Genomic DNA, 24,149 nt, shown 5'->3' with positions numbered 1-24,149 from the left:
CTTAGGGTTCCCCTATGAAGCTCCGACTCCCCCGGCGGCCCCGGGACCGCCTGCTCGCCGGTGCCGCCGCCCTCGCGGTGCTCGCGGGCGCCGGCACCTGGACGGCCGCGGCCGCTTCCGGGGAAGGGCCGGCCGTGCACCGCCAGGACCAGGTCCTGCGGATGCCCGGTACGGACGCAGGCGGTCCCACCGGCATCGACACCTCCTTCTTCACGGCCGGCGACACCACGCAACGCCGTCCGGCCGTCCTCCTGGGCCACGGCTTCGGCGGCAGCAAGGACGACGTCCGCGCCCAGGCCGAACGCCTGGCCCGCGACGGGTACGCGGTCATGACCTGGTCGGCGCGCGGTTTCGGCCGCTCCGGCGGGAAGATCGGGCTGAACGACCCCGAGCACGAGGTCAAGGACGTCTCGGCGCTCGTCGACTGGCTGGCCCGCCGGCCCGAGGTCCGGCTGGACGCGGCCGGCGACCCGCGCGTGGGCGTGGCCGGCGCCTCCTACGGCGGGGCCGTGGCGCTGCTGGCCGCCGGGTACGACCGGCGGGTGGACGCGATCGCCCCGCAGATCACGTACTGGAACCTCGCGGACGCCCTGTTCCCGCAGGGCGTGTTCAAGAAGCTCTGGGCCGGGATCTTCTTCACCAGCGGTGCGGCTGACGGCCTCCAGCAGGCCGGCGGCCCGGCAGTCGCGGCGGGACCCCCGGCGGCCCCGGGCTGCGGACGGTTCGAGCCGCAGCTGTGCGCCATGTACGAGCGGGTCGCGGTGGTGGGGAAGCCCGACGCCGAGGCGCGCGCCCTGCTGGAGCGGCGCAGCCCCTCGGCCGTGGGCGACCGGATCAGGGTTCCGGCGCTGATCGTGCAGGGGCAGGACGACTCCCTGTTCCCGCTGGACCAGGCCGACGCCATGGCCAGGGCCATCTCCGCGAACGGCGCGCCGGTGGCCGTGGACTGGGCGGCCGGCGGGCACGACGGCGGCATGGGCGAGTCCGGCCGGGTCGAGTCCCGGGTGGAGGCCTGGTTCGACCGCTATCTCAAGGATGACGCGGGCGCGGACACCGGCCCGGCCTTCCGTGTCTCGCGCACCGGCGGCGTCGACTCCACCGACGGGCGGATCATGGTGCGCGGCGCGAGCGGCGACCGCTATCCCGGGTTGGTACCGGAGCCACGGCCGTATCACCTTGCCGGGCCCGAGCAGACCTTCCAGAACCCGGCGGGCGGGGCCCCGCCGGCGCTGTCGGCGCTGCCCGGGATCGGCGGGCAGCTGGCCTCCCTCGGGACCGGGTTCTCCCTGGACTTCCCCGGGCAGAACGCCCGTTTCGAGTCGGAGCCGCTGGCCGAGGAGGTCCGGGTCACCGGCACCCCGACCATCACCCTGAACCTGAGGTCGACGGCTGCGGACGGTTCGGCCGTGCTGTTCGGCAAGCTGTACGACGTGGGGCCCGACGGGCGCCAGCAGGTGCTGCCGAGCCAGCTGGTGGCCCCCGTCCGGGTGACGGACGCCGGGCAGGGCCGCAGCGTGCAGCTGCGGCTGCCCGCCGTCGACCACGCCTTCCAGGCCGGGCACCGGCTGCGGCTGGTGGTCGCGGCCACCGACCTGGGCTACGCGTCCCCGGCAGAGCCCGCCTCGTACACCGTCTCGGTGCACGAACCGCTCCAGGTGCCCGTCGCCGCCGGAGTGCGGACCGCCACCGCCGGTCTGCCCGGCTGGATCTGGTGGCTGCCGCTGGGCGCGGTGGCGCTGGCCGCCGCGCTGCTCGGGATCCGCCGCACCGGCGGGAGCCGGGCCGGTGCGGCGGCGCCGGAACCGGAACTGGCCGGCGTACCGCTCGACATCACCGGTCTGACGAAGCGCTACGCGAAGTCCCAGGACCGGTACGCCGTGCGGGACCTGTCCTTCCGGGTGGAGCGGGGCCAGGTGCTGGGTCTGCTGGGGCCCAACGGGGCCGGGAAGACCACCACGCTGCGGATGCTGATGGGCCTGATCACGCCGGACGCCGGGGAGATCCGGGTGTTCGGGCACGCGATCCGCCCCGGGGCGCCGGTGCTGTCGCGGGTCGGCGCGTTCGTGGAGGGCGCCGGGTTCCTGCCGCACCTGAGCGGCCGGGCCAACCTGGAGCTGTACTGGCAGGCCACCGGCCGCCCCGCCGAGGACGCTCACCTGGCCGAGGCCCTGGAGATCGCCGGCCTCGGCGACGCCCTGGAGCGCGCGGTGCGCACGTACTCGCAGGGCATGCGCCAGCGGCTCGCGATCGCCCAGGCGATGCTGGGGCTGCCGGACCTGCTGATCCTGGACGAGCCGACGAACGGTCTGGACCCGCCGCAGATCCGGGAGATGCGCGACGTGATGATCCGCTACGCCGCGGGCGGGCGGACGGTCATCGTCTCCAGCCACCTGCTGTCGGAGGTGGAGCAGTCCTGCACCCATCTGGTGGTCATGGACCGCGGGCGGCTGGTGCAGGCCGGTCCGGTCGCCGAGATCACCGGCGGCGGGGACACCCTGCTGGTCGCGCTCGGTGGACCGGTGGACGAGGCGGCCGTGGGCAAGGTCGCGGCGCTGGAGGGCGTCGCCTCCGTGGTGCCCGCCGACGAGGGGCTCCTCGTACGGCTCGACGGTGCGACGCCCGCCGCCCTGATCGCCGAACTCGTACGGCTGGAGCTGCCGGTGACGGCGGTGGGGCCGCACCGCCGGCTGGAGGACGCCTTCCTGACCCTGATCGGAGGTGCGGCATGAGCGCCGTACGGACTTCGGCACCCGCCGGGGAGACCGCCCCCGGCTACCGGCCGGGGCGGACGCTGCCGCTGCGGGTGGAGGCGCTGCGGCAGTGGCGCCGGCGGCGGACGCTGGTGATGGGCGGGGTGCTGGCCGCACTGCCGTTCGTCATGATCATCGCCTTCGCGGTGGGCGGGGCGGACAACGGGCGGGGCGGCAGCGACGGCCGGGTCAGCTTCATCGACACCGCCACGGCCTCCGGTGCGAACTTCGCCGCGACCTGCCTGTTCGTGTCGGCCGGGTTCCTGCTGGTGGTGCCGGTGGCCCTGTTCTGCGGGGACACCGTGGCCTCGGAGGCGAGCTGGTCCTCGCTGCGCTATCTGCTGGCCTCGCCGGTGCCCCGGGCCCGGCTGCTGTGGAGCAAGCTGGTGGTGGCGCTGGGGTTCAGCCTCGCCGCGATCGTGCTGCTGCCGGTGGTGGCCCTGGCGGCGGGCACGGCCGCGTACGGGTGGGGGCCGCTGAAGCTGCCCGCGGGCGGGGCCCTCGCGGCCGCGGACACGGTGCCCCGGCTGGCGCTGGCGGTGGCCTTCGTGTTCGTGTCGCAACTGGTCACGGCCGGGCTGGCGTTCTGGCTGTCGACGCGGACGGACGCGCCGCTGGGCGCGGTCGGCGGGGCGGTCGGGCTGACGATCGTGGGGAACGTGCTGGACGCGGTGACCGCGCTCGGGTCGTGGCGGGAGTTCCTGCCCGCGCACTGGCAGTTCGCCTGGGCGGACGCCCTGCAGCCGCAGCTGGAATGGGGCGGGATGGCCAAGGGGGCGGTGGTGTCGGTCTCGTACGCGCTGGTGCTGTTCGCCCTCGCGTTCCGCGGCTTCTCCCGCAAGGACATCGTGTCCTGAGGACCGCCGCGCACCCGGGCCGGGGGCCCTCCCGGCCGTGGCGGGGAGGGCCCTCGGTGCGTCCGGTGCCAGGGCCTGTCGTCAAATTCCCGTCTGCCCCGCGACGGGCGACGACGGGACTTTGACGACAGGCCCTAGGTCAGGACGCGGACGGGTGCGCCGTCGAGGAAGGCGAGGACGTCCTCGACCGCCTCCCCGTAGTACGTGGTGTAGTTGGCCCGGGTGACGTAGCCGAGGTGCGGGGTCGCCAGCAGGTTCGGTGCGGTGCGCAGCGGGTCGTCCGCGGGCAGCGGCTCGGTGTCGAAGACGTCCAGGCCGGCTCCCGCGAGCCGCCCGGCGCGCAGGGCCTGGGCCAGCGCCTCCTGGTCCACGATCGCGGACCGGGAGGTGTTCACCAGGTAGGCGGTTGGCCGCATCAGGGCCAGCTCGGCCGCGCCGATCAGCCCCCGGGTGCGTTCGCCGAGGGCGAGGTGGACCGAGACGAAGTCACTGTCCGCCAGCAGCGCCTCCTTCGACGGGGCCAGGGAGACCCCTTCGGCGTCGGCCCGCTCCTTGGTGAGGTTCTGGCTCCAGGCCGTGACCTCCATGCCGAAGGCGAGCCCGATCCGGGCCACGCGGCTGCCCGTCTTGCCCAGGCCCAGCAGGCCGAGGCGGCGGCCGTGGAGGTCGGCGCCCACGGTCTGCTGCCAGGGGCCGCCCTCGCGCAGGGCGGTGTTCTCCGTGACGATCCCGCGCGCGAGGCCGAGGAGCAGGGCCCAGGTGAGCTCGACGGGCGGGGTGGAGGAGCTGGCGGTGCCGCACACCGTGACGCCGGCCCGTTCGGCGGCGGCGTGGTCGATGACGGAGTTGCGCATGCCGCTGGCCACGAGCAGCTTGAGGCGGGGCAGCCGCTCCAGCAGGCTCGCGGGGAACGGGACGCGTTCGCGCAGGGTGACGAGGATGTCGTAACCGGCCAGGCGGGCGGCGAGTTCGTCCTCGTCGGCGAGGTGGTCGCGGTAGGTGACCACCTCGACGCCCCGCGCGGTGACGGGCGACCAGTCCGCGAGGGTGGTGGCCACCCCCTGGAAGTCGTCCAGCACCGCGCAGCGCAGGGGGGCGGTCATCCGGCGTGGGCCTGGGCGACGGCGTCGATCTCGCCCAGCAGCTGCGCGTCCAGCGGGCGGTCGGCGACGGCCGCGTTGGCGCGTACCTGCTCGGCGGAGGTGGCGCCGGCGATGACGGAGGCGCAGCCGGGCTGGGCGGAGAGCCAGCCGATGGCGAGCTCCAGCACCGTACGGCCGTGCTTCTCAGCGATCGCGGCCAGGGCTTCGACGGTGTCGAGGCGTTCCTCGGTGAGGTAGGAGTCGCGGCCGTCGAGGCGGGAGCCGGGCGGGACCGGCGCGCCGCGGCGGATCTTGCCCGTGAGCAGGCCGTTGGCGAGGGGGAAGTAGGGCAGGACGCCCAGGCCGTAGTGGCGGGCGGCGGGGACCAGTTCGCGTTCGGCCGACCGCTGCAGGAGCGACCATTCGTTCTGGGCCGAGACGAAGGGCACCGCGCCGGTCTCGCGGGCGGTGTGGGCGGCTTCGGCGAGCTGCCAGCCGCTGAAGTTGGAGTGGCCGATGTAGCGGACCTTGCCCTCGGCGACGAGTTCGGTGAGCGCCGCGAGGGTTTCCGCGATGGGCGTGGCCGGGTCGGGGCTGTGCAGCTGGAGCAGGTCGATGTGGTCGGTCTCCAGGCGGCGCAGGGACTCCTCGACGGCGCGCCGGATGTAGCCGCGGCCGCCGCGGGCGCCGGCGGCGGGCCCGTAGCCCATGTCGACGCCGTCGTAGCCGAACTTGGTGGCGAGGACCACCTGGTCGCGGCGGCCCTTGAGGGCCTGGCCGAGGTGGCGCTCGGAGCCGCCCTGGCCGCCGTAGATGTCGGCGGTGTCGAGCAGGGTGATGCCGGAGTCGAGGGCGGCGTCGACGACGGCCCGGGTGGCCTGGAGGTCGAGGCGGCCGCCGAAGTTGTTGCAGCCGAGGCCTACCGCGGAGACCAGGAGACCTGAACTGCCCAGGGGGAGATAGCGCATGACGGACCGTCCTCCACACTCATCGGTTGCATGATCGACGAGCGGCCAGTCTAGGCATACCGTCCGGTCGGCGGACCCGGCCTGCGGCTCCGGGACGTGAACACCGTGTGTCAGCGCGGAGGGGCGCCGCCGGCCCAGTGCCCGGCGACGCCCCTCCCCCGTGTTGCGGATCAGCCGTTGGCGGCGGCCAGCAGCACGTCCACGAGCCGCTCGGCGGCGTCCGGCCGTCCGTACGCCCGGGCCCGCTCGGCCATCTGGGCGCGCCGGCCGGGGTCGGTGAGGAGCGGGCCGACGGCCTCGGCGAGGCCGTGCGCGGTGACCTCGCCGAGCAGGGCGACGGCGGCGCCCGCGTCCGCCAGGTACTGGGCGTTGTGCGCCTGCTCGTTGCCGGCCGAGGTGGCCAGCGGGACGAACACCGCCGGCTTGCCCAGCGCGGTCAGCTCGGCCAGGGTGCCCGCGCCGGAGCGGGAGATCACGATGTCGGCGAGCGCCAGCACGTCGGGCAGCTCCGGCCCGACGAACCCGGTCACGTGGTAGCGGCCCGCGAGCACGGGGTCCAGCCCGGCGGCCGCGAAACGGAGCTCGTCGACGTTGGCCGGACCGCACTGGTGGATCACGTTCGCGTGGCTCAGCAGCCACGGGAGCACCTCGCGCACCACGCCGTTGATCTGCTGGGCGCCCTGCGCGCCACCGGTGACGTAGACGGTGGGGAGGCGGCGGTCGAACCCGACGAGGTTCAGCGCGTGCACGGCCTTGTCGGGGTGCCCGGACAGCACCTCGGGGCGGACCGGGTTGCCGGTGACGACCGCGCGGTCGCGGACCTCGGCGGGGAGCAGCGGGAGCGAGGACTCCGAGGACACGGCGATGCGCGTCGCGGACCCGGCGAGCTTGCGGTTGGCGAGGCCGAGGCGCACGGTCTGCTCGTGCAGCACGAGCGGCCGCTTGCACAGCCGCGCCGCCAGCCCGGCGGGCACCGCGACGTAGCCGCCGGTGGCCAGGACCACGTCGGGCTCGAACTCGGACACGATGGCCCGGGCCTGGGCCACGCCGAGCGGGACCCGTGCCATGTCCTTCATGTTCGCGGCCGACAGCATCTTCAGCGGGTTCGCCGAGCGGCGGATCTTGCCGGTGGCGACGGTCTTGAACGCGATCCCCTCGGCCGGTGCGACCCGCGCCTCCAGACCGTCGGCGGTGCCGATCCACAGCACGTCGAGCGTGCCGCCGGCGGCCGCGAGTCGGCCCTGGAGGGTACGGATCGCGGTCAGGGCGGGGTACGTGTGTCCACCGGTCCCCCCACCCGTGACGAGCAGCCGGAAGGAACGCGGAAGCGCGGAAGAAAGGTTCACCCGGCCCACCCTACTGTCCCTACGGGAACACCTCCCTCCGGGGCCACCCGCCCGGTGGTGGCCCGTGCCCCCGCTCCGAAGCCGCACACGAGGTCGGCCCGGCGGCGCGGTGCCCCAGGGGCGCGGTACGCCTGGCTGCCCGGGCCGAACCGGGCCCGGACCCGGCGGCCCCAGCGGCCGTCGGACCCGGGGACGGCCGGCCCGGCCTCAGGATGCGGCCGCCGCCCGGTTCGCCGTCCGAGTCGGTACGCGTCACGCGGTGACCGAGGTCCGCGTGTCAGGATGCTCGGCATGTCCGATCGCGCACTGAGCTTCGGGACGAGGGCGGCGGCCTACGAACGGTTCCGCCCCGGCTATCCCGACGCGCTGGCCGACCTGGTCGTCGCCTACGCCGGCCGGCCGGTCCGGACCGCCCTGGAGATCGGCGCCGGAACGGGCAAGGCGACCCGCGTGTTCGCCGCGCGGGGCATCTCCGTCACCGCGACGGAACCCGACCGGGCCATGCTCGCCGAGCTGCGCCGGCACGCGCCGCCGACGGTCCGCACGGTCCGGGCCGCCTTCGAGGAGCTGCGCCCCGGCGAGCGGTACGACGCCGTGTACGCGGCGGCGGCGCTGCACTGGACGCGGCCGGAGGGCCGGTGGCCGCGCGTGGCCGCCCTGCTGCGGCCGGACGGGGTCTTCGCCTGCTTCGGCGGGCCGGTCCACTTGGCGGACCCGGACGTGGAGGAGGCCGTCCGCGCGGCCCGGGCACCGTTCCTGGAGAGCGACGAGGCCCCGTCCCCGGACGGCGCGCCCGCTGGGTACGACCCGCGGTGGCCGGGTACGGAACTCCGGCGGTCCGAATGGTTCACCGACGTCCGGCAGTCGGCCGTCGAACGCCGCCTGACCATGACCGCCCACGACTACCTGGGGCATCTGTCGACCGTCTCCGCCTATCTGATGCTGCCGGCCCCGGAACAGGAGCTGGTCTTCGCCCGGATCGCACGGGCCCTCCCGCCGACGGTCGGGATCGTCGCCGACATCACCGTCCACCTCGCCCGGCGGCGCGCCGCGGCATGACGCCCCGGCTCCGCCGCGCCCAGCTACCTAGGCCATGATCACTGCATGAACTCCCCTCGTCTCCCGACGACCGAGTCGGCCGTCCGCGCGATCCGCGAGATCGCGGAGGAGTACCGGCGGACGGCGACGGTCACCGACGACATCGGCGCCGACCGGACCTCGCGCCGCACCGCCGCCGACCCCTTCGCCACCCTCGACCCCGACGGCTCCCTGCCGCACGAGGCGTTCGTCGAAGTCGACGGCACGCCCGCGGTCAGCGTCCGCCTGCACCCCGAGGGCGATGCGAAGATCACGGTGGACCACGTCGAGTTCCACGACGTCCCCCGCGACGCGGTCCCCGCCTTCCTCCGCTCGGTCTACGGAGGCCTCGCCCACACCAGGGGCCGTTTCTTCCCGCCCGGCCTGTGGCTGGTCGTCCCGCTGCCCGGGGACGAGGTCTACAAGGAACCCGTCACCTCCCTCCACCCCACACCCTGGCTCCTGCGCAACTCCCGCGCCACGTAACGCTCGTCGCGCAGCGGTCCGGACGAAAGACCCTCGGACGCCTCCCTCAACCGGTCCACCTCGACGCGTGGTGACCGCTACCGGCCGGAGCCGGCGGCGGTGGCCCTCGCAGGCCGAGCAGGGCGGCCGCTGGCCCTAGGCTGGGAGCACGGTCACGGTGGCGGGCCGGAAGGAGATGGCGGTATGACGGAGGCCGGGGAGGGGCTCGCCGAGGGCCAGCGGGAGCACTGGGAGCGGACCTACGGCGCACATCCCGGTATGTACGGCGAGCGGCCCTCGGAGGCGGCGGTCCGCGCCGCCGGGGTCTTCCGGACCGAGGGTGCCCGTCAGGTGCTCGAGCTGGGTGCGGGGCACGGCCGTGACGCCCTGTACTTCGCCCGCGCCGGCTTCGAGGTGCTGGCCACCGACTTCAGCCCGGCCGGCCTGGAGCAGCTGCGCCGGGGGGCCGCCGCCCAGGGGCTGGCCGGGCGGGTCGCCACCGCGGTCCACGACGTGCGCGAGCCCCTGCCCTTGGACGATGCCTCGGTGGACGGCGTGTTCGCCCACATGCTCCTGTGCATGGCTCTGTCCACGCGCGAGATCCACGCTCTGGTCGGCGAGGTCCGCCGGGTGCTGAGGCCAGGCGGCACCTTCCTCTACACCGTCCGCCACACCGGCGACGCGCACTACCGGGCCGGGACCTTCCACGGGGACGGCATCTGGGAGCACGGCGGGTTCGCCGTCCACTTCTTCCCGCGCGGACTCGTCGACGCCCTCGCCGAGGGCTGGACCCTCCGGGAGGTCCACCCCTTCGAGGAGGGCGCTCTGCCGCGCCGGCTGTGGTGCGTCACCCAGACCACCCCGGAGTGAGCGCCGGCCGGAGCCCCCGGCCCAGCTCCCGCCCCCGTAGGCCGGGGGCCGACCCGATCGGGTAGCCACGCGGCGCCGCTGACGGGGCCCGGCCTGATCGGGCCTGCGGGTGAACCACGGCGCCCCGTGCCCCGTGTCGCCGCTCCTGGGCCGCCCGGCTCTGTGAGCATCGTCCTGCTCCCTCCCCGTTCACGGCCTGCGGCCTCCAGCGCCTCCGGCGTCCGGGTTCCACCGCAGGAGAGGACCGATTGACCAGATCCGCCGTCTCCGCCCGGCCCGCCACCGTGCTCGCGATGAGTCCGGACACCCGGGCGGCCGTTCTCCGCGGCCGGGCTCTGGCCGAGCTGGTCCGGGTCGCCGATGTGGAGCCCGAGCTCCTGCTCACCGACTTCGCGCGGCCCGGCCCCGTACTCGGGGCCCGGCTCGCCCACGCCGAGGTGCTGTTCACCGGATGGGGCTGTCCGGTCCTCGACGCGGACGCGCTGCGCCGGATGCCGCGGCTGCGGGCCGTCGTGCACGCCGCCGGAAGCGTCAAGGGGCATGTGACCGACGCCTGCTGGGAGCGCGGTCTGCTGGTCTCCAGCGCGGCCGCCGCGAACGCCCTGCCGGTCGCGGAGTACACGCTCGCCGCGATCCTGTTCTCCAACAAGCGGGTCCTGGAGGCCGCCCGCGCCTACCGGACCGCGCGCGGCCCGGTCGGCCCCCTGGTCCGCTTCCCGGAGGCCGGCAACTACCGGCGGACCGTCGGGCTCGTCGGCGCCTCCCGCACCGGCCGCCGGGTGCTGGAGCTGCTGCGGCCGTTCGACCTGTGGGTCCTGGTGCACGACCCGTACGCCGATCCCGCCGAACTCGCCGCCCTCGGCGGCGAGGCCTGCGGCCTGGACGCCCTGCTCCGCCGCAGTGACGTGGTGAGCCTGCACGCCCCCGAACTCCCCCGCACCCGTGGTCTGCTGGACGCCTCCCGGCTGGCCCTGATGCAGGACGGCGCCACGCTGATCAACACCGCGCGGGGCTCCCTGGTCGACACGGCGGCGCTGACGCGGGAGCTGGTCACCGGCCGGCTCCACGCCGTCCTCGACCACACCGAACCGGAGGTGCTGCCCGCCGGGTCCCCCCTGTACGACCTGCCGAACGTCCTGCTCACCCCCCATGTGGCGGGTTCGCTGGGCGGAGAGCTGGACCGTCTGGCGGTGGTGGCGGTCGAGGAGCTGGAGCGCTACGCGCGGGGAGTCGGCTTCCGCTACCCGGTGGACCCGGGCCGGCTCTCCTACTCGGCCTGAGCGGCATGGGCCACCAGCCCCTCGAGGTGTTCACGGCCCCGGGTGAGCCGGGGGCCGGCCAGCTCGGCCGCCTCGGGGTACCAGCGTCTCTCGTACTCCCAGCACAGCCACCCGTCGGCCGGTGCCGCGGCCACCGCCCCGGCGAGCGGCAGCACACCCGCACCCAGCCCGACCGGGGTCAGGTCCTCGGCCGACGCCACGTCCTTGACCTGGACGTAGCCCAGATGCGGCCCGAGCCTGCGTCTCGACTCGGCCGGCCCCTCGCCTCCCAGCCAGGTGTGCAGCACGTCCCACAGGGCGCCTGCCGCCGGGTGGCCGACCGCGTCGAGCACGCGGGCGGCTGCCGCCGCCGTGCGGTGCGAGTCGTGGGTCTCCAGCAGGATCCGTACGCCGTTCCGCTCGGCGTAGGGAGCGGCTTCCCGCAGGCGGCGTACGGCGTTGGTGTCGGCCTGCGGTCCGGGCAGGCCTTCCCCGCCGGGGAAGACCCGGACGTAGGGGGCTTCGAGGTCGGCGGCGAGCCGGACCAGGGACCTCAGCTCGCCGAGGACCGGCTCGTCGCCGCCCGGCGCCGCCACCCTGGTGTAGCCCGCCACCCCGAGGACGCGTACGCCGGCGCGCGTGAGGGTCCGCAGCCCGGCTGCCCGGTCCCCGGGCGGGCTCTGGGGGTGCAGTGGTTCCTCGGGGTGGGCCCGCAGTTCGAGGCCGTCGTAGCCGTGGCCGGCTGCCAGTGCGGCGCTGCGGGCGAGCGGGGTCCCCGGCAGGCCGAGGGTGGAGAAGGCGTACCTCACGGCGTCCTCCGTGCCGGTGGTGGTGGCGCGGTCGAACCGCGCACCATGAGTTCGGTGGGCAGGGTGGTGATGCCTCCCGGCGGCAGGGGCCGGCGGCCGGTCACCAGTTGGGCGGCGAGCACGCCCGCCTCGCGCAGCGGCACCCGGACGGTGGTGAGGGCGGGGGCGGTGTCCTGGCTGAACGGCAGGTCGTCGAAGCCGGTGACCGAGACGTCCTCGGGTATGCGCAGGCCCGCTTCGCGCAGGGCTGCGGCGACGCCCGCGGCGGCCGTGTCGTTGGCTGCCGCGACGGCGGTGAAGGGCTCTCCCCTGCGCAGGAGTTCGCGGGTGGCGTCATAGCCGGCGGAGCGCTCGGACCCGGCGTGGACGGTGAGGGCGGCGCAGGCTCGGGGCAGGGCCGGGTCGTGGCGCTGGAGGGCTTCCTGGTGTCCGGCGAGGCGCTCGCGGGTGGTGCTCTGCCCCGACGGGCCGGCGATGTAGGCGATGCGCCGGTGGCCCAGTGTCAGGAGGTGTTCGGCGAGGCGGAAGGCGCCCCCTCGGTCGTCGAACTCGACGGTGGCGACGGGCAGTGCGGAGGGCACCGGCACCGGCGGGCGCCCGCAGAGGACCACACGGGTCCCGGCGGCGGCCATGCGGGCCAGGCGCTGGGTGAGGGCGTCGCTGTGTTCGGGGTCCTCGGTGGCCGCGCCGGTGAGGACGACGCCTCCGGCGCGCTGGCCTTCGAGCAGGGTGAGGTAGGCGGTCTCGGTGGCGGGAACGCCCTGGGTGTTGCAGACGACGGCCAGCCGGCGCGGCTCGACCCCGCCGGCGGGGTCGAGGGCGCTCTGCAGGGATCCCGCGAGGATGCCGAAGTAGCTGTCGGCGATGTCGTGCACGAGGATCCCGACGAGGTCCGAGGTGGCGGCCGCGAGGGCGCGGGCGGGGGCGTTGGCGATGTAGCCGAGCTCTTCGACGGCCCGCTCCACCCGGGTCCGGGTGCCTCCGGCCACCGGATAGCCGCCGTTCAGTACCCGCGAGACCGTGGCGGGCGAGACCCCCGCGCGCACCGCGACCTCCGCAAGCGTCACTGCCATCGGGATCCCCTCCCCTGGTGGCCCGCCGCTGCCGCGGGCCGTCGTCCGATCTGCTCCGTCCTCCTCATGATGCCCGAATCAGAAAGCGCTTTCCATCACTCGATCGGGTAATTGAAGAGACTCGATTTCCAGGCCTACCGTGAAACGCAGAAAGCGCTTTCCATCGCTTTCACACACGAGCCGACGGACCGGAGGAAGGTCATCATGGAACGCAGGACGATCAGGATCGCGATGAACGGCGTGACGGGCCGGATGGGGTACCGCCAGCACCTGGTGCGGTCCGTCCTCGCGCTGCGCGAGCAGGGCGGGCTGGACCTCGGCGACGGCACGCTGCTGTGGCCGGAACCGGTACTGGTCGGGCGCCGCGAGGCCGCCCTGCGGGCCATCGCCGAACGGCACGGCCTGGAGCACGTGAGCACGGACCTGGAGGCGGTCCTGGCCGATCCGGGGGTGGAGGTCTATTTCGACGCCCAGGTGACCGGCGCCCGGGAGGCGGCTCTGCGCCGGGCTCTGGCGGCCGGGAAGCACGTGTACTGCGAGAAGCCGACGGCATCGGACTTCCCCACGGCACTGGAGCTGGCCCGGCTGGCGGCGGCGGCCGGGGTCAAACACGGCGTGGTGCAGGACAAGCTGTTCCTGCCGGGCCTGCTCAAACTGAGGCGGCTGGTCGAGGACGGCTTCTTCGGCGAGGTCCTCTCCGTCCGGGGGGAGTTCGGCTACTGGGTCTTCGAAGGGGACGGGCGGCCAGCCCAGCGCCCCTCCTGGAACTACCGGGCGCAGGACGGCGGGGGCATCGTCGCCGACATGTTCCCGCACTGGGAGTACCTGCTGCACGAGCTGTTCGGCCGGGTCCGGACGGTGCAGGCCCTGACCCGCACGCACATCGGCCGCCGCTGGGACGAGGAGGGCAAGCCGTACGAGGCCACGGCCGAGGACGCCGCGTACGGGATCTTCGAGCTGGAGGGCGGCGCCGTGGCGCAGATCAACTCCTCCTGGGCGGTGCGGGTGCACCGCGACGAGCTGGTGGAGTTCCAGGTGGACGGGACGCACGGTTCGGCGGTGGCCGGGCTCAGGAGCTGCCGGACCCAGCACCGCGCGACCACCCCGAGGCCGGTGTGGGATCCGGACCTGCCGTCGGCCGAGCCCTTCCGGGCGCAGTGGCAGGAGGTGCCGGACGACGGCCCGCCGGACAACGGGTTCAAAACCCAGTGGGAGCTGTTCCTGCGGCATGTCGTCCGCGACGAGCCCTGGCGGTGGGACCTGCTCTCCGGGGCCCGGGGAGTACAACTGGCCTCGCTCGGCCTGCGTTCCTGCGCGGAGGGGCGGCGGCTGCCGGTGCCGGAGGTGACACTGTGACCGGGATCCGGCTCCCCTCGGCGGACGGGGGATCGCGCCTGTACCGGTCCTCGGCAGCTCCGCTCGGCCCGTTCGACGGCAGGCCGGCCCGCAGTCGTGTCCTCTACGCCGCCGCCCATGTGGCCGCCGCCCCGCAGGCGGCGCCGGGCGGGGGCGGGCCGGTGGTGGACTGGGAGGCCACCCTGGGCTTCCGGCACCGGCTGTGGGGGCTGGGGCTCGGGGTCGCGGAGGCCATGGACACCGCGCAGCGGGGCATGGGCCTGGGCTGGCCGGAGGCGGCGGAGCTCATCCGCCGTTCGTCGGACGAGGCCCGGGCGGTGGGCGGCCGGATCGTCTGCGGCGCGGGAACCGATCAGCTGGCCGCCGACCGGAGGCACTCGCTCGCCGCGGTCACGGCCGCCTACGAGGACCAGCTCGCGCACGTCGAGGGCTGCGGGGCCGGAGCCGTCCTGATGGCCTCCCGCGCCCTGGCCGGGGCGGCCCGGGGCCCCGAGGACTACCTGGAGGTGTACGGAGCACTGCTGAGGCAGAGCTCCCGGCCGGTGGTACTGCACTGGCTGGGCCCGGTCTTCGATCCGGGGCTCGCGGGGTACTGGGGCCATGACGGCCTGGACGAGGCCGCGGACCTGCTCGTGAAGATCGTCGCCGGGCATCCGCGGAAGGTGGACGGCGTCAAGATCTCGCTGCTGGACCCGGAGCGGGAGAAGGACCTGCGGCGCCGGCTCCCGGCGGGCGTGCGCTGCTACACCGGCGACGACCACCACTATCCGGAGCTGATCGCCGGGGACGGGGAGCTGGCCAGCGACGCGCTCCTGGGGATCTTCGGCCCCATCGCCCCCCTCGCCGCCCGGGCGGCGCTCGCCCTGGACCGGGGGGATCCCGGCGGCTTCCGGGCACTGCTGGACCCGACGGTCGAGCTGGCCCGGCACCTGTTCGCACCGCCGACTCCGCTCTACAAGACCGGTGTGGCGCTGCTGGCCTGGCTGGCGGGCCACCAGGAGCACTTCGCGATGCTGGCCGGCCTGGAGTCGGCCCGTTCGCTCCCCCATCTGGCGCGGGCCTACGAACTGGCCGACCTGCTGGGCCTGTTCCCCGATCCGGAACGCGCCGAGCGCCGGATGCGCCGGCTCCTGTCGGAGCGGGGGGTGGCGGAGTGACCGGGGTGGTGGCGGCCCCGGCCCGGTTCAGTCTGAACCAGGAGACCGTGCGGCAGTGGTCGCTGCCGGAGCTGGTGGCCGGGTGCGGTGCGGCCGGGGTGACGACGGTGGGTCTGTGGCGGGACCCGGTGCGCGGGTTCGGGCTGCGGGAGACGGCGAGGCTGGTCGCGGCGGCCGGACTGCGCGTCAGTTCCCTGTGCCGGGGCGGGTTCTTCACCGCGTCGGACCCCGCGGGGCGGGCGGTCGCGCTGGAGGAGAACCGCCGCGCCGTCGAGGAGGCGGCCGAACTGGGTGCGGACGTCCTGGTCCTGGTCGCGGGCGGGCTGCCGGAGGGCGAGCGGGATCTCGCGGAGGCGCGGCGGCGGATCGCCGGGTTCCTGGGCGAGCTCGTTCCGTGGGCCGCGGGGCACGGGGTGCGGCTGGGGATCGAGCCGCTGCACCCGATGTTCGCGGCGGACCGGTGCGTGGTCTCCACACTGGGGCAGGCGCTGGACATCGCCGAGCAGTTCCCGGCGGAGCGGGTCGGGGTGGTGGCCGATTCCTACCACCTGTGGTGGGACGAGCGGCTGGCCGCCGATCTGGACCGGGCCGGTGCGGGCGGGCGGATCGTGTCGGTCCAGGTGGCCGACTGGGTGACTCCGCTGCCCGAGGGCGTCCTGCTGGGCCGGGGGCAGCTCGGTGACGGGTGTGTCGATCTGCGGGCGTTCCGGCAGCTGGCCGACCGGGCGGGATACGGGGGGCCGGTGGAGGTGGAGATCTTCCATCCGGGCCTGTGGGCGCGGGACGGCCGGGAGGTGCTGCGGGAGGTGATCGCCCGCTACCGCGAGCACGTCGAGTGAACCGGGCCGCGGGACCGGCACGGCCGGCCCGGGGCGCTGTACGGATCGGACCAAGGAGCATGTGATGACACGAGTGTGGAGCCGGCGCGCCTTCCTCTCGGCCGCGGGCGGCGGCGCGGTGCGGGCGGGGCTCCGGCGGGGCGGGCGGGCGCCCGGGAGGGGGCGACGTCCACGCGGCGATGCGTGAGGTCTGGCGCGGACTGGTGCTGGGCGGCGGGTTCTCCGAGGCCGCCGAGCCGTTCCGCTCGCGGCTGGCCGAGCTCGGTGCGGAAGCGGGCCGGTGGGCCGCCACGATGGCTCCGGCGCCCGGTCCGCTCTGGCCGGACCAGCGGTTCGCCTCGGATCCCGAGGCGATGGTGGGCAGCTGCCGCCGGCTGCGGGCCATGGCGGAGGCCCAGGTACGGCCGGGCACCGGGCTCACCGGGGACCCGGCGCTGCTGCGGACCGTGCTGGACGGCGTGGAGCGGTTGCACGCGCAGGTCTACCACGCGGGCCGGGAGCCGTTCGGCAACTGGTGGTGCTGGCAGATCGGCGCACCGCAGGCGCTGCTGGACGTCTGCGTCCTGCTGTACGGGAAGCTGCCGGAGGGCCTGCGGACCGGGCTCTGTGCGGCGGTGGACCATTTCGTCCCGGACTCGGCGGTGGCCGTGTACGGCGGGACGAGTACGGGCGCCAACCGGGTCGACCTGTGCCGGGTGCTGGCTCTGCGCGGTGCCGTGGGCGACGGTTCCGCGAAGGTCGCCCTGGCCCGGGACGCGCTCGGGCCGGTCTTCCCGTACGTCACCGCCGGGGACGGGCTCTACCGGGACGGGTCCTTCGTGCAGCACCTGTCGGTCGCGTACACCGGGACGTACGGAGCGGTGTTCCTGGAGGGGCTCGGCCTGCTGTTCGCGCTGCTGAAGGGGACTCCGTGGCAGATCACCGATCCCGGGCGGCAGTTGGTCTTCGATGGCGTGGAGCGGGGCTGGGCGCCCTTCCTGTTCAACGGCCTGGTCATGGACTCGGTGTCGGGGCGGGCGGTCAGCCGGGGGCTCGCCGCCTCGGACGTGCGGGCGGTCCAGCAGGACGACCACACCCGTGGCCATGCGGTGCTGGCCGCGCTCCTGCTCCTCGCCGAAGGGGCCGGCGGCGGCGAGCGGGCCCGTTGGCGCGGCCTGGTCAAGGGCTGGGCGGCGCGGGCGCACCACAGCCCTCCCCTGGCCGACCGGACGCTGGGGCTCGCCGCCCTGTCCCGGCTGGCCGCGCTCGAAGCCGACCGTTCGGTGGCGCCGCTGCCCGAGCCGGTGGGGCACCGGCTGTTCGCCTCGATGGACCGGGCCACCCATCGGAGACCGGGCTGGGCCGCCTCGCTGTCCATGGCGTCGCGCCGCATCGCCCACTACGAGACGGGCAACGGCGAGAACCTCCGGGGCTGGCACACCGGCAGCGGGATGCTCTGCTGGTGGGGGTCCACGTTCGGCAACGACCAGTACTCGGACGCGTTCTGGCCCACGGTGGACCCGTACCGGCTGCCGGGCACCACCGTGGCACGCAGGGTGCTGGCCGACGGGGCGGGCGGTCCCTGGGGTCAGGCGCGGCCGGACACGGCGTGGGCGGGCGGGTCGAGCGACGGGGAGTTCGCGTCGGTGGGCCAGCACCTGCGCGGTCTGGGGAGCACCCTGGAGGCCCGTAAGTCCTGGTTCTTCCTCGCCGACGCGGTGGTCTGCCTGGGGGCGGGGATCCGCGCCTCGGACGGGGTCCCGGTGGAGTCGGTGGTGGACAACCGCAACCTCGGTGCGGCCGGGACGCACAGGCTGACGGTCGGCGGCCGTGCGCAGCCGCCGGACCTGGGATGGTCGGCGGAGTTCGCTTCCCCCGACTGGGCGCATGTGGCGGGATTCGGCGGGTACGTCCTCCAGGGCCCGGGCACCTTCAGGGCCCTGAGGCAGGCGCGCACCGGCAGGTGGCGCGACGTGAACCTGGGCGGGTCAGCCGCCGGGCTCACCCGGCGCTACCTCACCCTCTGGTACGACCACGGCACGGACCCGGTGGACGCGGGATACGTGTACCAGCTGCTCCCCGGGGCGTCGGCGGCCCGGACCGCGGCGCGGGCGGCGATGCCGCGATGGCCCGTCGTGCTCGCCAACAGCGCGCAGGCGCAGGGAGTGGCCGTCGGCCCGCTCGGTTTCACGGGGGTCAACTTCTGGCGGGCCGGGGCGGCCGGTCCGCTGGAGGCCAGCGCCCCGTGTTCGGTCACGGTACGGGAGCGGGCCGACGGGACGGCCGGGGTGTACATCGCGGATCCGGCCCGGGAGGCCGGGGAGCTGGAGCTGGTGTGGGACCGGCCCGTCTCGGCGGTGCTGTCCGGGCCGCCGGGCCTGGTCTCGGCGGGGACGGGGACGCGGCTGCGGCTCCGCTTCGGGGACCTCAAGGCCACGGCGGGGGTGAGTCATGAGGTGGTGGTGCGGCTGCGGTGAGGGCTGGGCGGGGGTGGGGAGGCCCCTGCTCCCCGGGTGCGGAGGGGTACGGGGTGTCATACCGTGCCCCGCATGGATCAGGAGCACATACCCGGGGGCGCCGGGGGCGCGGGCAGGCGGCGGTTCCTCGCCATCGCGACGGGCGCGGCCACCGCCGCCGGCCTCGGCTCGGCCGCCGGCTGCGCGAACGGCGAGAGCGGGGCCACGCTGAAGGGCAAGAGTGCGGGCAAGCCGTCGCCGGCAACATCCGGCGGTCCGGCCGGTTTCGACGTCAAGGCGGAGAACGCCCGGCCCGGCCACGCCGACTGGCGCGTGACCAAGGCCGGATCCGCGCGCGCCATCGAGGGCTTCACGGACAAGGTGAGCGTGCTTCCCGGTGAGTCGTTCGGTCTGCACGTGTCCACCACCGCCCCGCGGTTCACAGTCTCCGCCTACCGGATGGGCTGGTACGGCGGGGCCCGCGCCCGGCTGGTGTGGCGTTCCGAGGCCCTGCCCGGGGTCCGCCAGCCGGAGCACACGGTGGAGGCGGGCACCCGTATGGTCCGCACCCGGTGGCCGCGCACCGCCACGGTGGACACCAAGGGCTGGCCGGAGGGCTGCTACCTGCTGCGGCTGGACGCACAGGGCGGCGAGGGGCAGCGGTTCGTTCCGGTGACCGTCCGCTCGGCGGCCGCCGCGGGCCGGACGGTGATCGTCAACGCGGTGGCGACCTGGCAGGCGTACAACCGCTGGGGCGGCTACGGCAGCTACGATGGGCCGAGCGGCGCATACGCCTCGCGTTCGCTGTCCGTGACCTTCGACCGGCCCTACGACTACGACGACGGGGCGGGGCTGTTCCTCGTCTACGAGGCCCCGCTGGTCGCGCTCGCCGAGCGGCTCGGGATACCCCTCGCGTACGCCACGACCACCGATGTGGCACGCGAGCGGCGCCTGCTGGAAGGGGCGGCGGCCGTGCTGTCGCCGGGCCACGACGAGTACTGGTCGCCGGAGCAGCGCGCGCACGTCACCGCGGCCCGGGACGCGGGCAGCAACATCGCGATACTGGGCGCCAACTGCTGCTTCCGGCGCATCCGGCTGGAGCCCTCCGAGCTGGGCCCGGACCGTACGGTGGTCTGCTACAAGTCCTCGTACGAGCAGGACCCCGGCTTCAAGCGGGGGCATCCCGCGACCGTCGACTTCCGCTCCGCGCCGGGGGCCGACCCGGAGAGCTCGCTGCTCGGGGTGATCTACGACGGCTACCCGGTGGACGCCCCGTACGTGGTCACGAACCCGGGCCACTGGCTCTTCGAGGGGACGGGCGTGAAGGCCGGCGACAGCTTCGCGCACCTGGTCGGCGTGGAGTACGACAAGGTCGACACGGGCTTTCCGACACCGCGCCCGATCGAGATACTGGCCCACTCGCCGGTGGTGTGCGAGGGCCGGCCGAGCCATCAGGACACGGCCTACTACACCGTGCCGAGCGGGGCGGGAGTCTTCGCCACCGGCACGATGCGCTGGGTCGAGGCCCTGGACGCGACCGGTGACGGCCGCAACGGCGCCAACCACGGCCTGGACGCCCGTTCCGGCGCGCTGACCACCCGGGTGACGGAGAACCTGCTGCGCGCCTTCGCCGCCGGCCCGGCCGGGCGGACGCACCCGGCGCAGGACAACGTCAAGGCGGTGTACGGGGGTTCCTGATCCCGGCGGGGGCAGAGATGCGGTGGACCGGACGCGGACCGAGTGCTTAGGATCAACGTGACGGCATCGCGTGCCGGTCACCGGCCGGGTGAGGCATGGAGGTGCCGTGAGATGCCTTGTGGAGGCATTCACACATGTCCGTCCAGTTGAACCACACGATCGTCCACTCCCGTGACAACCGGGAGTCCGCCGAATTCCTGGCGCACATCCTCGGTCTCGAAGTGGGCCCGGAGTGGGGACCGTTCATCCCCGTGGAGACCGGGAACGGCGTGACCTTGGACTTCGCGACGATCCCCGCCGAGTCCATCACCCCGCAGCACTACGCCTTCCTCATCTCGGAGGAGGAGTTCGACTCCGCCTTCGAGAAGATCCGGGCGGCCGGCGTCGAGTACTTCGCCGATCCGCACCGCAAGCACCCGGGCGAGATCAACCACAACGACGGCGGGCGCGGGGTCTACTTCCTGGACCCCGTCGGACACGCCATGGAGATCATCACCCGCCCGTACGGCGGCTGACACACCCCTGAGGGGCCCGCGGCACACCACGCCGCGGGCCCTGCGCACGTCCTCCTCCGCCCCGCCGGACACCGCCCCGCATCCCTCGTCGCGGAGCCCCGCGGCGGTACCCTGGACAGATAGTCTCTGCACAGATAATCTCTGAACAGAACGAATGAGGGCGACAGAGGAGAACGCGCATGTGGACGTACGAGCACACCATCGAGACCGCCGCCACCCCCGCCGCGATCTGGCGCCTGTGGGCCGACGTCGAGCACTGGGGTGACTGGAACCCCGGAATCGAGCGGATCGAGATCGACGGCCCGTTCGCGGCCGGCGCCCGCATCACGATGACCCCGCCCGGCGAGGACCCGGTGCCGCTGGTCGTCGCCGAGGCCGTCCGGGACGAGCTCTTCGTCGACGAGGCCCGGTTCGACGGGCTGCTGCTGCGCACGGTGCACCGGATCGACCCCGCCGGGGACGGCCTGGTCCGCATCACCTACCGGATGGAGATCTCCGGCCCCGGCGCCGAGGAGGCCGGACCCGCGATCGGCCCCGGCATCACCGCCGACTGGCCCGAGACCCTGGCCGCGCTGGCGAAGTCGGCGGCGCGCTGATGGCCCTCAGCCCCGGCGAGAGCCCCGGGTTCCTGCTCTGGCACGCCACCCTGCGCTGGCAGCGGGAGGTCTCCGCGGCACTGACCCCGCTGGACCTCACGCACGTGCAGTTCGTGCTCCTCGCCTGCGCGTGGTGGCTCAACGGCCAGGGCGAGCACCCCAACCAGCTCACCCTGGCCCGCCAGGCCGGCACCGACGTCAAGATGACCTCCCAGGTGCTGCGCGCCCTGGAGCAGAAGGGCCTCGTCGAGCGCGAGGTCGACCCGGCCGACACCCGCGCGAAGCGCCTGCGCGTCACCGCCGCCGGGGCCGAGCTGGCGCCCCGGGCCGTGGCCGCCGTGGAGGAGGCCGACGCGCACTTCTTCCGCACGGTCCCCCTCGACGACGCGATGCCCCTGCTCAGGCGGCTGGCCCGGCCGCAGGAGTGAAACCGGCGGGCCGCTCCGGGAGGTAGACGCTGCTCGGAGCGCCCGTCCCCGGATGGACGGCGATCCGGGTGCCGACCCCGTGGACCTCCGCCAGCAGCTCCTCCGCGAGCACCTCGCCGGGCGGGCCCTGGGCCACCACCCGGCCGCCCGCCGGACGTACAGCCGGCCGCAGAAGGACACAGTGGCGGGAGCGGCCCGTACGGAGGATCGTGGGCGGCGAGGGGAGGTGGAGGAGGTCGCCCCATGCGTCACGGCAGCCACACGGGCCACCGCCGTCCCGCGCACGCGGCCAGGGCCGCCCGGCTCCTCATGGCCCCCCTCCTCGCGGCGCTGCTGCTCGGCGCCGGCCCCGACGGCTCCGGCGAGACCGTCTCCCTCGACGGCGACAGCCCCGGGGAGCGCCTCGACGTCACCCTGACCCGGTTCGTCGATCCCGCCGGCCCGGCGCCGGCGGGCGGTGCGGACCGGCTGGTGGCCGTCGGGCTGCGCCTGGAGAACACCGGCACGGTCCCGTACGAGGACTCCCCCGCCCCGGCCGCGCACCTGCTCGACACCACGGGCGGCCGCTTCACCGGCCTGAGCGTCCCGACGGACGCCGGACCCTCCCTCCCCGGCACGGTCACCCTCGAACCCGGCCGGTCGGCCGAGGGCTTCGTCACCTTCCGGCTGCCGGAGGGGTCGGCCCCGGCGGCGGTCCAGTTCGCCCTGGAGTCCGGGGCCGGGGACGACGTCGCCCAGTGGAGCCTTTCCTGAACCACGCCCGGAGACAGAGCCGAAACCGGCCGGAAATTACCTCGACGTATCTAGTGACTTAGCGGGCGGTCGACAGTAGAACTTGTTCCCACTCCGTCGAGAGTGAGGAACGCCACATGCGTGACAAATCCCTGCACAGCAAGGTATCCACGGGCGTATCGCGACGCGGATTCATCGCTGGAACCGGTTCTCTTCTGGGAGCCATGGCCCTCGCGGTCAACACCACCCCGGCCCGCGCCAATCCCGCCACCGGCTCCGCCTTCGCCCCCGCTCCCATCGCGTCCGGGGCCCATGTCCCGGCCCTCGTCATCGGCACCGGCTACGGCGGCTCCGTGGCCGCGCTGCGGCTCGCCCAGGCCGGTGTCGACGTGCACATGATCGAGATGGGCATGGCCTGGGACACCCCCGGCACCGACGGCAAGATCTTCGCCAACACCACCAGGCCCGACTACCGCTCCTTCTGGCTGCGCACCCGCACCAAGGCACCCCTGAGCAACTTCCTCGGCTTCCCCATCGACAAGGACGTCCCCAAGTACACGGGCATCCTCGACGCCGAGGAGATGGGCGGGATCACCGTCTACCAGGGCCGCGGCGTCGGCGGCGGCTCGCTCGTCAACGGCGGCATGGCGGTGACCCCCAAGCGGCAGAACTTCGCCGCCATCCTCCCCACGGTGGACGCCGACGAGATGTACTCCACCTACTACCCGCGGGCCAACGCCGGCCTCGGGGTGGGCCTCATCGACCCCGACTGGTTCGAGACGGTGGACTGTTACCAGTTCGCCCGCGTCGGCCGCAAGCACGCCCAGCGCTCCGGCTTCCCCTTCGTCTTCGTGCCGGACGTCTACGACTGGGACTACATGAAGCAGGAGGTGGCCGGCACCGTCCCCAAGTCCGCCGTGGACGGGGAGATCCTCTACGGCAACAACGCCGGCAAGAAGTCCCTCCAGAAGACCTACCTCGCCGCCGCCCGGGCGACCGGCAAGGTGGCCATCTCCCCCCTGCACCGGGTCACCACCGTCTCCCCCTCGGACGGTGGCGGCTACACGGTCGCCATGGAGGAGCTGAACACCACCGGCGACGTCGTCGCCGTCAAGACCGTCACCGCCGACCGGGTCTTCTTCGCCGCCGGCAGCGTCGGCACCAGCAAGCTCCTGGTCCGCCTGAAGGCCACCGGAGCCCTGCCGCTGCTCAACGACGAGATCGGCAAGGGCTGGGGCGACAACGGCAACGTCATGTGCGGCCGGGCGAACCACATGTGGGACCCGACCGGCAAGGTCCAGGCGTCCATCCCCTGCGGGGGCATCGACAACTGGGACGCGGGCGGCGCCTTCGCCGAGGTGGCCCCGCTGCCGACCGGCATCGAGACGTACGCCTCGTTCTACCTGTCCATCACCAAGAACCCCAACCGCGCCCAGTTCTCCTGGAACGCGGCGACGGGCAAGGTCGAGCTGAACTGGCAGACGGCCTGGAAGCAGCCGTCCATCGACATGGCGAAGACCATCTTCGACAAGATCAACGCGAAGGAGGGGACGATCTACCGCAGCGACCTCTTCGGCACCAACAAGGTCTGGGGCGACCACCTCACGTACCACCCGCTCGGCGGTGCGGTACTGGGCAAGGCCACCGACAACTACGGCCGCCTGCACGGCCACCCGGGCCTGTACGTCATCGACGGAGCGCTGATCCCCGGCAACACCAGCGTCAACCCGTTCGTGACGATCACGGCCCTGGCCGAGCGGAACATCGAGAAGATCATCGCCACGGACCTCTGACGCGGGACGGTCACGGTCACCGGGGCCGGCCGGGCGCAGCGCGC

The 24,149-nt window shown here is 74.3% G+C and carries 22 protein-coding genes; 16 read left to right on the top strand and 6 right to left on the bottom strand.

The features are described from left to right. The first annotated feature begins 14 nt into the window (after positions 1 to 14). Entirely contained in the window at positions 15 to 2,729 is a 2,715-nt protein-coding gene (locus B4U46_RS31645) for an alpha/beta fold hydrolase (protein ID WP_079431032.1), read from the top strand. Further along, positions 2,726 to 3,607, top strand: coding sequence for an ABC transporter permease (locus B4U46_RS31640; RefSeq protein ID WP_079431031.1), 882 nt, complete (start codon positions 2,726 to 2,728; stop codon positions 3,605 to 3,607). The genes B4U46_RS31645 and B4U46_RS31640 overlap by 4 nt, the downstream gene beginning before the upstream one ends. Before the next feature lie 134 nt (positions 3,608 to 3,741). Here the strand turns inward: B4U46_RS31640 and B4U46_RS31635 are convergent, their stop codons facing one another. The 3 genes from B4U46_RS31635 to B4U46_RS31625 all read right to left on the bottom strand — a co-directional run bounded on the left by B4U46_RS31635 (position 3,742) and on the right by B4U46_RS31625 (position 7,003). After that, entirely contained in the window at positions 3,742 to 4,710 is a 969-nt protein-coding gene (locus B4U46_RS31635; RefSeq protein ID WP_079431030.1) for a D-2-hydroxyacid dehydrogenase family protein, read from the bottom strand. Continuing rightward, the gene (locus B4U46_RS31630; protein ID WP_079431029.1) at positions 4,707 to 5,657 is read right to left on the bottom strand and encodes an aldo/keto reductase; all 951 of its coding nucleotides are present in this window, start codon (positions 5,655 to 5,657) and stop codon (positions 4,707 to 4,709) included. Before B4U46_RS31630 ends, B4U46_RS31635 begins: the two co-directional genes overlap by 4 nt. Positions 5,658 to 5,827: 170 nt before the next feature. Continuing rightward, positions 5,828 to 7,003 (bottom strand): UDP-N-acetylglucosamine--N-acetylmuramyl-(pentapeptide) pyrophosphoryl-undecaprenol N-acetylglucosamine transferase, encoded by a 1,176-nt coding sequence (locus B4U46_RS31625; protein ID WP_079431028.1) that lies wholly within the window; start codon positions 7,001 to 7,003, stop codon positions 5,828 to 5,830. Between the two features lie 291 nt (positions 7,004 to 7,294). Between B4U46_RS31625 and B4U46_RS31620 the strand changes: the two genes are divergently transcribed. The 4 genes from B4U46_RS31620 (at position 7,295) to B4U46_RS31605 (ending at position 10,695) form a co-directional block, all read left to right on the top strand. Beyond that, positions 7,295 to 8,062 (top strand): class I SAM-dependent methyltransferase, encoded by a 768-nt coding sequence (locus B4U46_RS31620; protein WP_079431027.1) that lies wholly within the window; start codon positions 7,295 to 7,297, stop codon positions 8,060 to 8,062. A 45-nt stretch (positions 8,063 to 8,107) separates the two neighbouring features. After that, positions 8,108 to 8,566: a hypothetical protein gene (locus B4U46_RS31615; RefSeq protein WP_079431026.1), complete on the top strand. Its 459-nt coding sequence runs from the start codon at positions 8,108 to 8,110 to the stop codon at positions 8,564 to 8,566. Positions 8,567 to 8,749: 183 nt separating this feature from the next. After that, a complete protein-coding gene (locus B4U46_RS31610) occupies positions 8,750 to 9,415 on the top strand; it encodes a class I SAM-dependent methyltransferase (RefSeq protein WP_079431025.1) in 666 nt (221 codons plus the stop codon). A gap of 293 nt (positions 9,416 to 9,708) precedes the next feature. Continuing rightward, on the top strand, positions 9,709 to 10,695 hold the full coding sequence (locus tag B4U46_RS31605; protein ID WP_079432116.1) for a hydroxyacid dehydrogenase: 987 nt from the start codon (positions 9,709 to 9,711) through the stop codon (positions 10,693 to 10,695). Here the strand turns inward: B4U46_RS31605 and B4U46_RS31600 are convergent. Together B4U46_RS31600 and B4U46_RS31595 are read right to left on the bottom strand one after the other, a co-directional pair. Beyond that, positions 10,683 to 11,483 (bottom strand): sugar phosphate isomerase/epimerase family protein, encoded by an 801-nt coding sequence (locus B4U46_RS31600; RefSeq protein WP_079431024.1) that lies wholly within the window; start codon positions 11,481 to 11,483, stop codon positions 10,683 to 10,685. The two genes, B4U46_RS31605 and B4U46_RS31600, sit on opposite strands and share 13 nt — an antisense overlap. Then, positions 11,480 to 12,556, bottom strand: a complete 1,077-nt coding sequence (locus B4U46_RS31595; RefSeq protein WP_079431023.1) for a LacI family DNA-binding transcriptional regulator — start codon at positions 12,554 to 12,556, stop codon at positions 11,480 to 11,482. Before B4U46_RS31595 ends, B4U46_RS31600 begins: the two co-directional genes overlap by 4 nt. Positions 12,557 to 12,760: 204 nt before the next feature. Here B4U46_RS31595 and B4U46_RS31590 point away from each other — a divergent pair, with 204 nt between their 5' ends. The 8 genes from B4U46_RS31590 (at position 12,761) to B4U46_RS31555 (ending at position 21,580) form a co-directional block, all read left to right on the top strand. Next, positions 12,761 to 13,912: a Gfo/Idh/MocA family protein gene (locus B4U46_RS31590; protein WP_079431022.1), complete on the top strand. Its 1,152-nt coding sequence runs from the start codon at positions 12,761 to 12,763 to the stop codon at positions 13,910 to 13,912. Then, complete coding sequence (locus B4U46_RS31585; RefSeq protein ID WP_261340950.1) at positions 13,909 to 15,069, top strand: dihydrodipicolinate synthase family protein; 1,161 nt, start codon at positions 13,909 to 13,911, stop codon at positions 15,067 to 15,069. Before B4U46_RS31590 ends, B4U46_RS31585 begins: the two co-directional genes overlap by 4 nt. Next, on the top strand, positions 15,066 to 15,908 hold the full coding sequence (locus tag B4U46_RS31580; RefSeq protein ID WP_398907903.1) for a sugar phosphate isomerase/epimerase family protein: 843 nt from the start codon (positions 15,066 to 15,068) through the stop codon (positions 15,906 to 15,908). The genes B4U46_RS31585 and B4U46_RS31580 overlap by 4 nt, the downstream gene beginning before the upstream one ends. A gap of 179 nt (positions 15,909 to 16,087) precedes the next feature. After that, the gene (locus tag B4U46_RS31575; RefSeq protein ID WP_107438359.1) at positions 16,088 to 18,364 is read left to right on the top strand and encodes a polysaccharide lyase 8 family protein; all 2,277 of its coding nucleotides are present in this window, start codon (positions 16,088 to 16,090) and stop codon (positions 18,362 to 18,364) included. A gap of 72 nt (positions 18,365 to 18,436) precedes the next feature. Continuing rightward, positions 18,437 to 20,041 carry a N,N-dimethylformamidase beta subunit family domain-containing protein gene (locus B4U46_RS31570; RefSeq protein ID WP_079431021.1) on the top strand — a complete coding sequence of 535 codons (1,605 nt, stop codon included), beginning with the start codon at positions 18,437 to 18,439 and terminating at the stop codon, positions 20,039 to 20,041. 134 nt (positions 20,042 to 20,175) lie between these two features. After that, complete coding sequence (locus B4U46_RS31565; protein WP_079431020.1) at positions 20,176 to 20,556, top strand: VOC family protein; 381 nt, start codon at positions 20,176 to 20,178, stop codon at positions 20,554 to 20,556. 179 nt (positions 20,557 to 20,735) lie between these two features. Further along, positions 20,736 to 21,152 carry an SRPBCC family protein gene (locus tag B4U46_RS31560; protein WP_079431019.1) on the top strand — a complete coding sequence of 139 codons (417 nt, stop codon included), beginning with the start codon at positions 20,736 to 20,738 and terminating at the stop codon, positions 21,150 to 21,152. Continuing rightward, positions 21,152 to 21,580 carry a MarR family winged helix-turn-helix transcriptional regulator gene (locus B4U46_RS31555; RefSeq protein WP_079431018.1) on the top strand — a complete coding sequence of 143 codons (429 nt, stop codon included), beginning with the start codon at positions 21,152 to 21,154 and terminating at the stop codon, positions 21,578 to 21,580. The genes B4U46_RS31560 and B4U46_RS31555 overlap by 1 nt, the downstream gene beginning before the upstream one ends. Here B4U46_RS31555 and B4U46_RS31550 read toward each other — a convergent pair. Beyond that, positions 21,552 to 21,719 (bottom strand): hypothetical protein, encoded by a 168-nt coding sequence (locus tag B4U46_RS31550; protein WP_237293197.1) that lies wholly within the window; start codon positions 21,717 to 21,719, stop codon positions 21,552 to 21,554. The genes B4U46_RS31555 and B4U46_RS31550 overlap by 29 nt on opposite strands. A gap of 104 nt (positions 21,720 to 21,823) precedes the next feature. Here B4U46_RS31550 and B4U46_RS31545 point away from each other — a divergent pair, with 104 nt between their 5' ends. Continuing rightward, positions 21,824 to 22,333: a hypothetical protein gene (locus tag B4U46_RS31545; protein ID WP_079431017.1), complete on the top strand. Its 510-nt coding sequence runs from the start codon at positions 21,824 to 21,826 to the stop codon at positions 22,331 to 22,333. A 116-nt stretch (positions 22,334 to 22,449) separates the two neighbouring features. Further along, positions 22,450 to 24,105, top strand: coding sequence for a GMC oxidoreductase (locus B4U46_RS31540; protein WP_079431016.1), 1,656 nt, complete (start codon positions 22,450 to 22,452; stop codon positions 24,103 to 24,105). The last annotated feature ends 44 nt before the right edge of the window (positions 24,106 to 24,149 follow it).

The organism is Streptomyces katrae (genome assembly GCF_002028425.1).
GTDB classification, from domain to species: domain Bacteria; phylum Actinomycetota; class Actinomycetes; order Streptomycetales; family Streptomycetaceae; genus Streptomyces; species Streptomyces katrae_A.
The sequence above is the reverse complement of the archived record's forward strand: the minus strand, read 5'-3'. Positions and strand labels throughout refer to the sequence as shown.

Bases quoted from the DNA above. Each gene is read 5' to 3' on its own strand.
- B4U46_RS31645 (WP_079431032.1), top strand. From the start codon at position 15: ATGAAGCTCCGACTCCCCCGGCGGCCCCGGGACCGCCTGCTCGCCGGT.
- B4U46_RS31640 (WP_079431031.1), top strand. From the start codon at position 2,726: ATGAGCGCCGTACGGACTTCGGCACCCGCCGGGGAGACCGCCCCCGGC.
- B4U46_RS31635 (WP_079431030.1), bottom strand. From the start codon at position 4,710: ATGACCGCCCCCCTGCGCTGCGCGGTGCTGGACGACTTCCAGGGGGTG.
- B4U46_RS31630 (WP_079431029.1), bottom strand. From the start codon at position 5,657: ATGCGCTATCTCCCCCTGGGCAGTTCAGGTCTCCTGGTCTCCGCGGTA.
- B4U46_RS31620 (WP_079431027.1), top strand. From the start codon at position 7,295: ATGTCCGATCGCGCACTGAGCTTCGGGACGAGGGCGGCGGCCTACGAA.
- B4U46_RS31615 (WP_079431026.1), top strand. From the start codon at position 8,108: ATGAACTCCCCTCGTCTCCCGACGACCGAGTCGGCCGTCCGCGCGATC.
- B4U46_RS31610 (WP_079431025.1), top strand. From the start codon at position 8,750: ATGACGGAGGCCGGGGAGGGGCTCGCCGAGGGCCAGCGGGAGCACTGG.
- B4U46_RS31605 (WP_079432116.1), top strand. From the start codon at position 9,709: ATGAGTCCGGACACCCGGGCGGCCGTTCTCCGCGGCCGGGCTCTGGCC.
- B4U46_RS31595 (WP_079431023.1), bottom strand. From the start codon at position 12,556: ATGGCAGTGACGCTTGCGGAGGTCGCGGTGCGCGCGGGGGTCTCGCCC.
- B4U46_RS31590 (WP_079431022.1), top strand. From the start codon at position 12,761: ATGGAACGCAGGACGATCAGGATCGCGATGAACGGCGTGACGGGCCGG.
- B4U46_RS31575 (WP_107438359.1), top strand. From the start codon at position 16,088: ATGCGTGAGGTCTGGCGCGGACTGGTGCTGGGCGGCGGGTTCTCCGAG.
- B4U46_RS31570 (WP_079431021.1), top strand. From the start codon at position 18,437: ATGGATCAGGAGCACATACCCGGGGGCGCCGGGGGCGCGGGCAGGCGG.
- B4U46_RS31565 (WP_079431020.1), top strand. From the start codon at position 20,176: ATGTCCGTCCAGTTGAACCACACGATCGTCCACTCCCGTGACAACCGG.
- B4U46_RS31560 (WP_079431019.1), top strand. From the start codon at position 20,736: ATGTGGACGTACGAGCACACCATCGAGACCGCCGCCACCCCCGCCGCG.
- B4U46_RS31555 (WP_079431018.1), top strand. From the start codon at position 21,152: ATGGCCCTCAGCCCCGGCGAGAGCCCCGGGTTCCTGCTCTGGCACGCC.
- B4U46_RS31545 (WP_079431017.1), top strand. From the start codon at position 21,824: ATGCGTCACGGCAGCCACACGGGCCACCGCCGTCCCGCGCACGCGGCC.
- B4U46_RS31540 (WP_079431016.1), top strand. From the start codon at position 22,450: ATGCGTGACAAATCCCTGCACAGCAAGGTATCCACGGGCGTATCGCGA.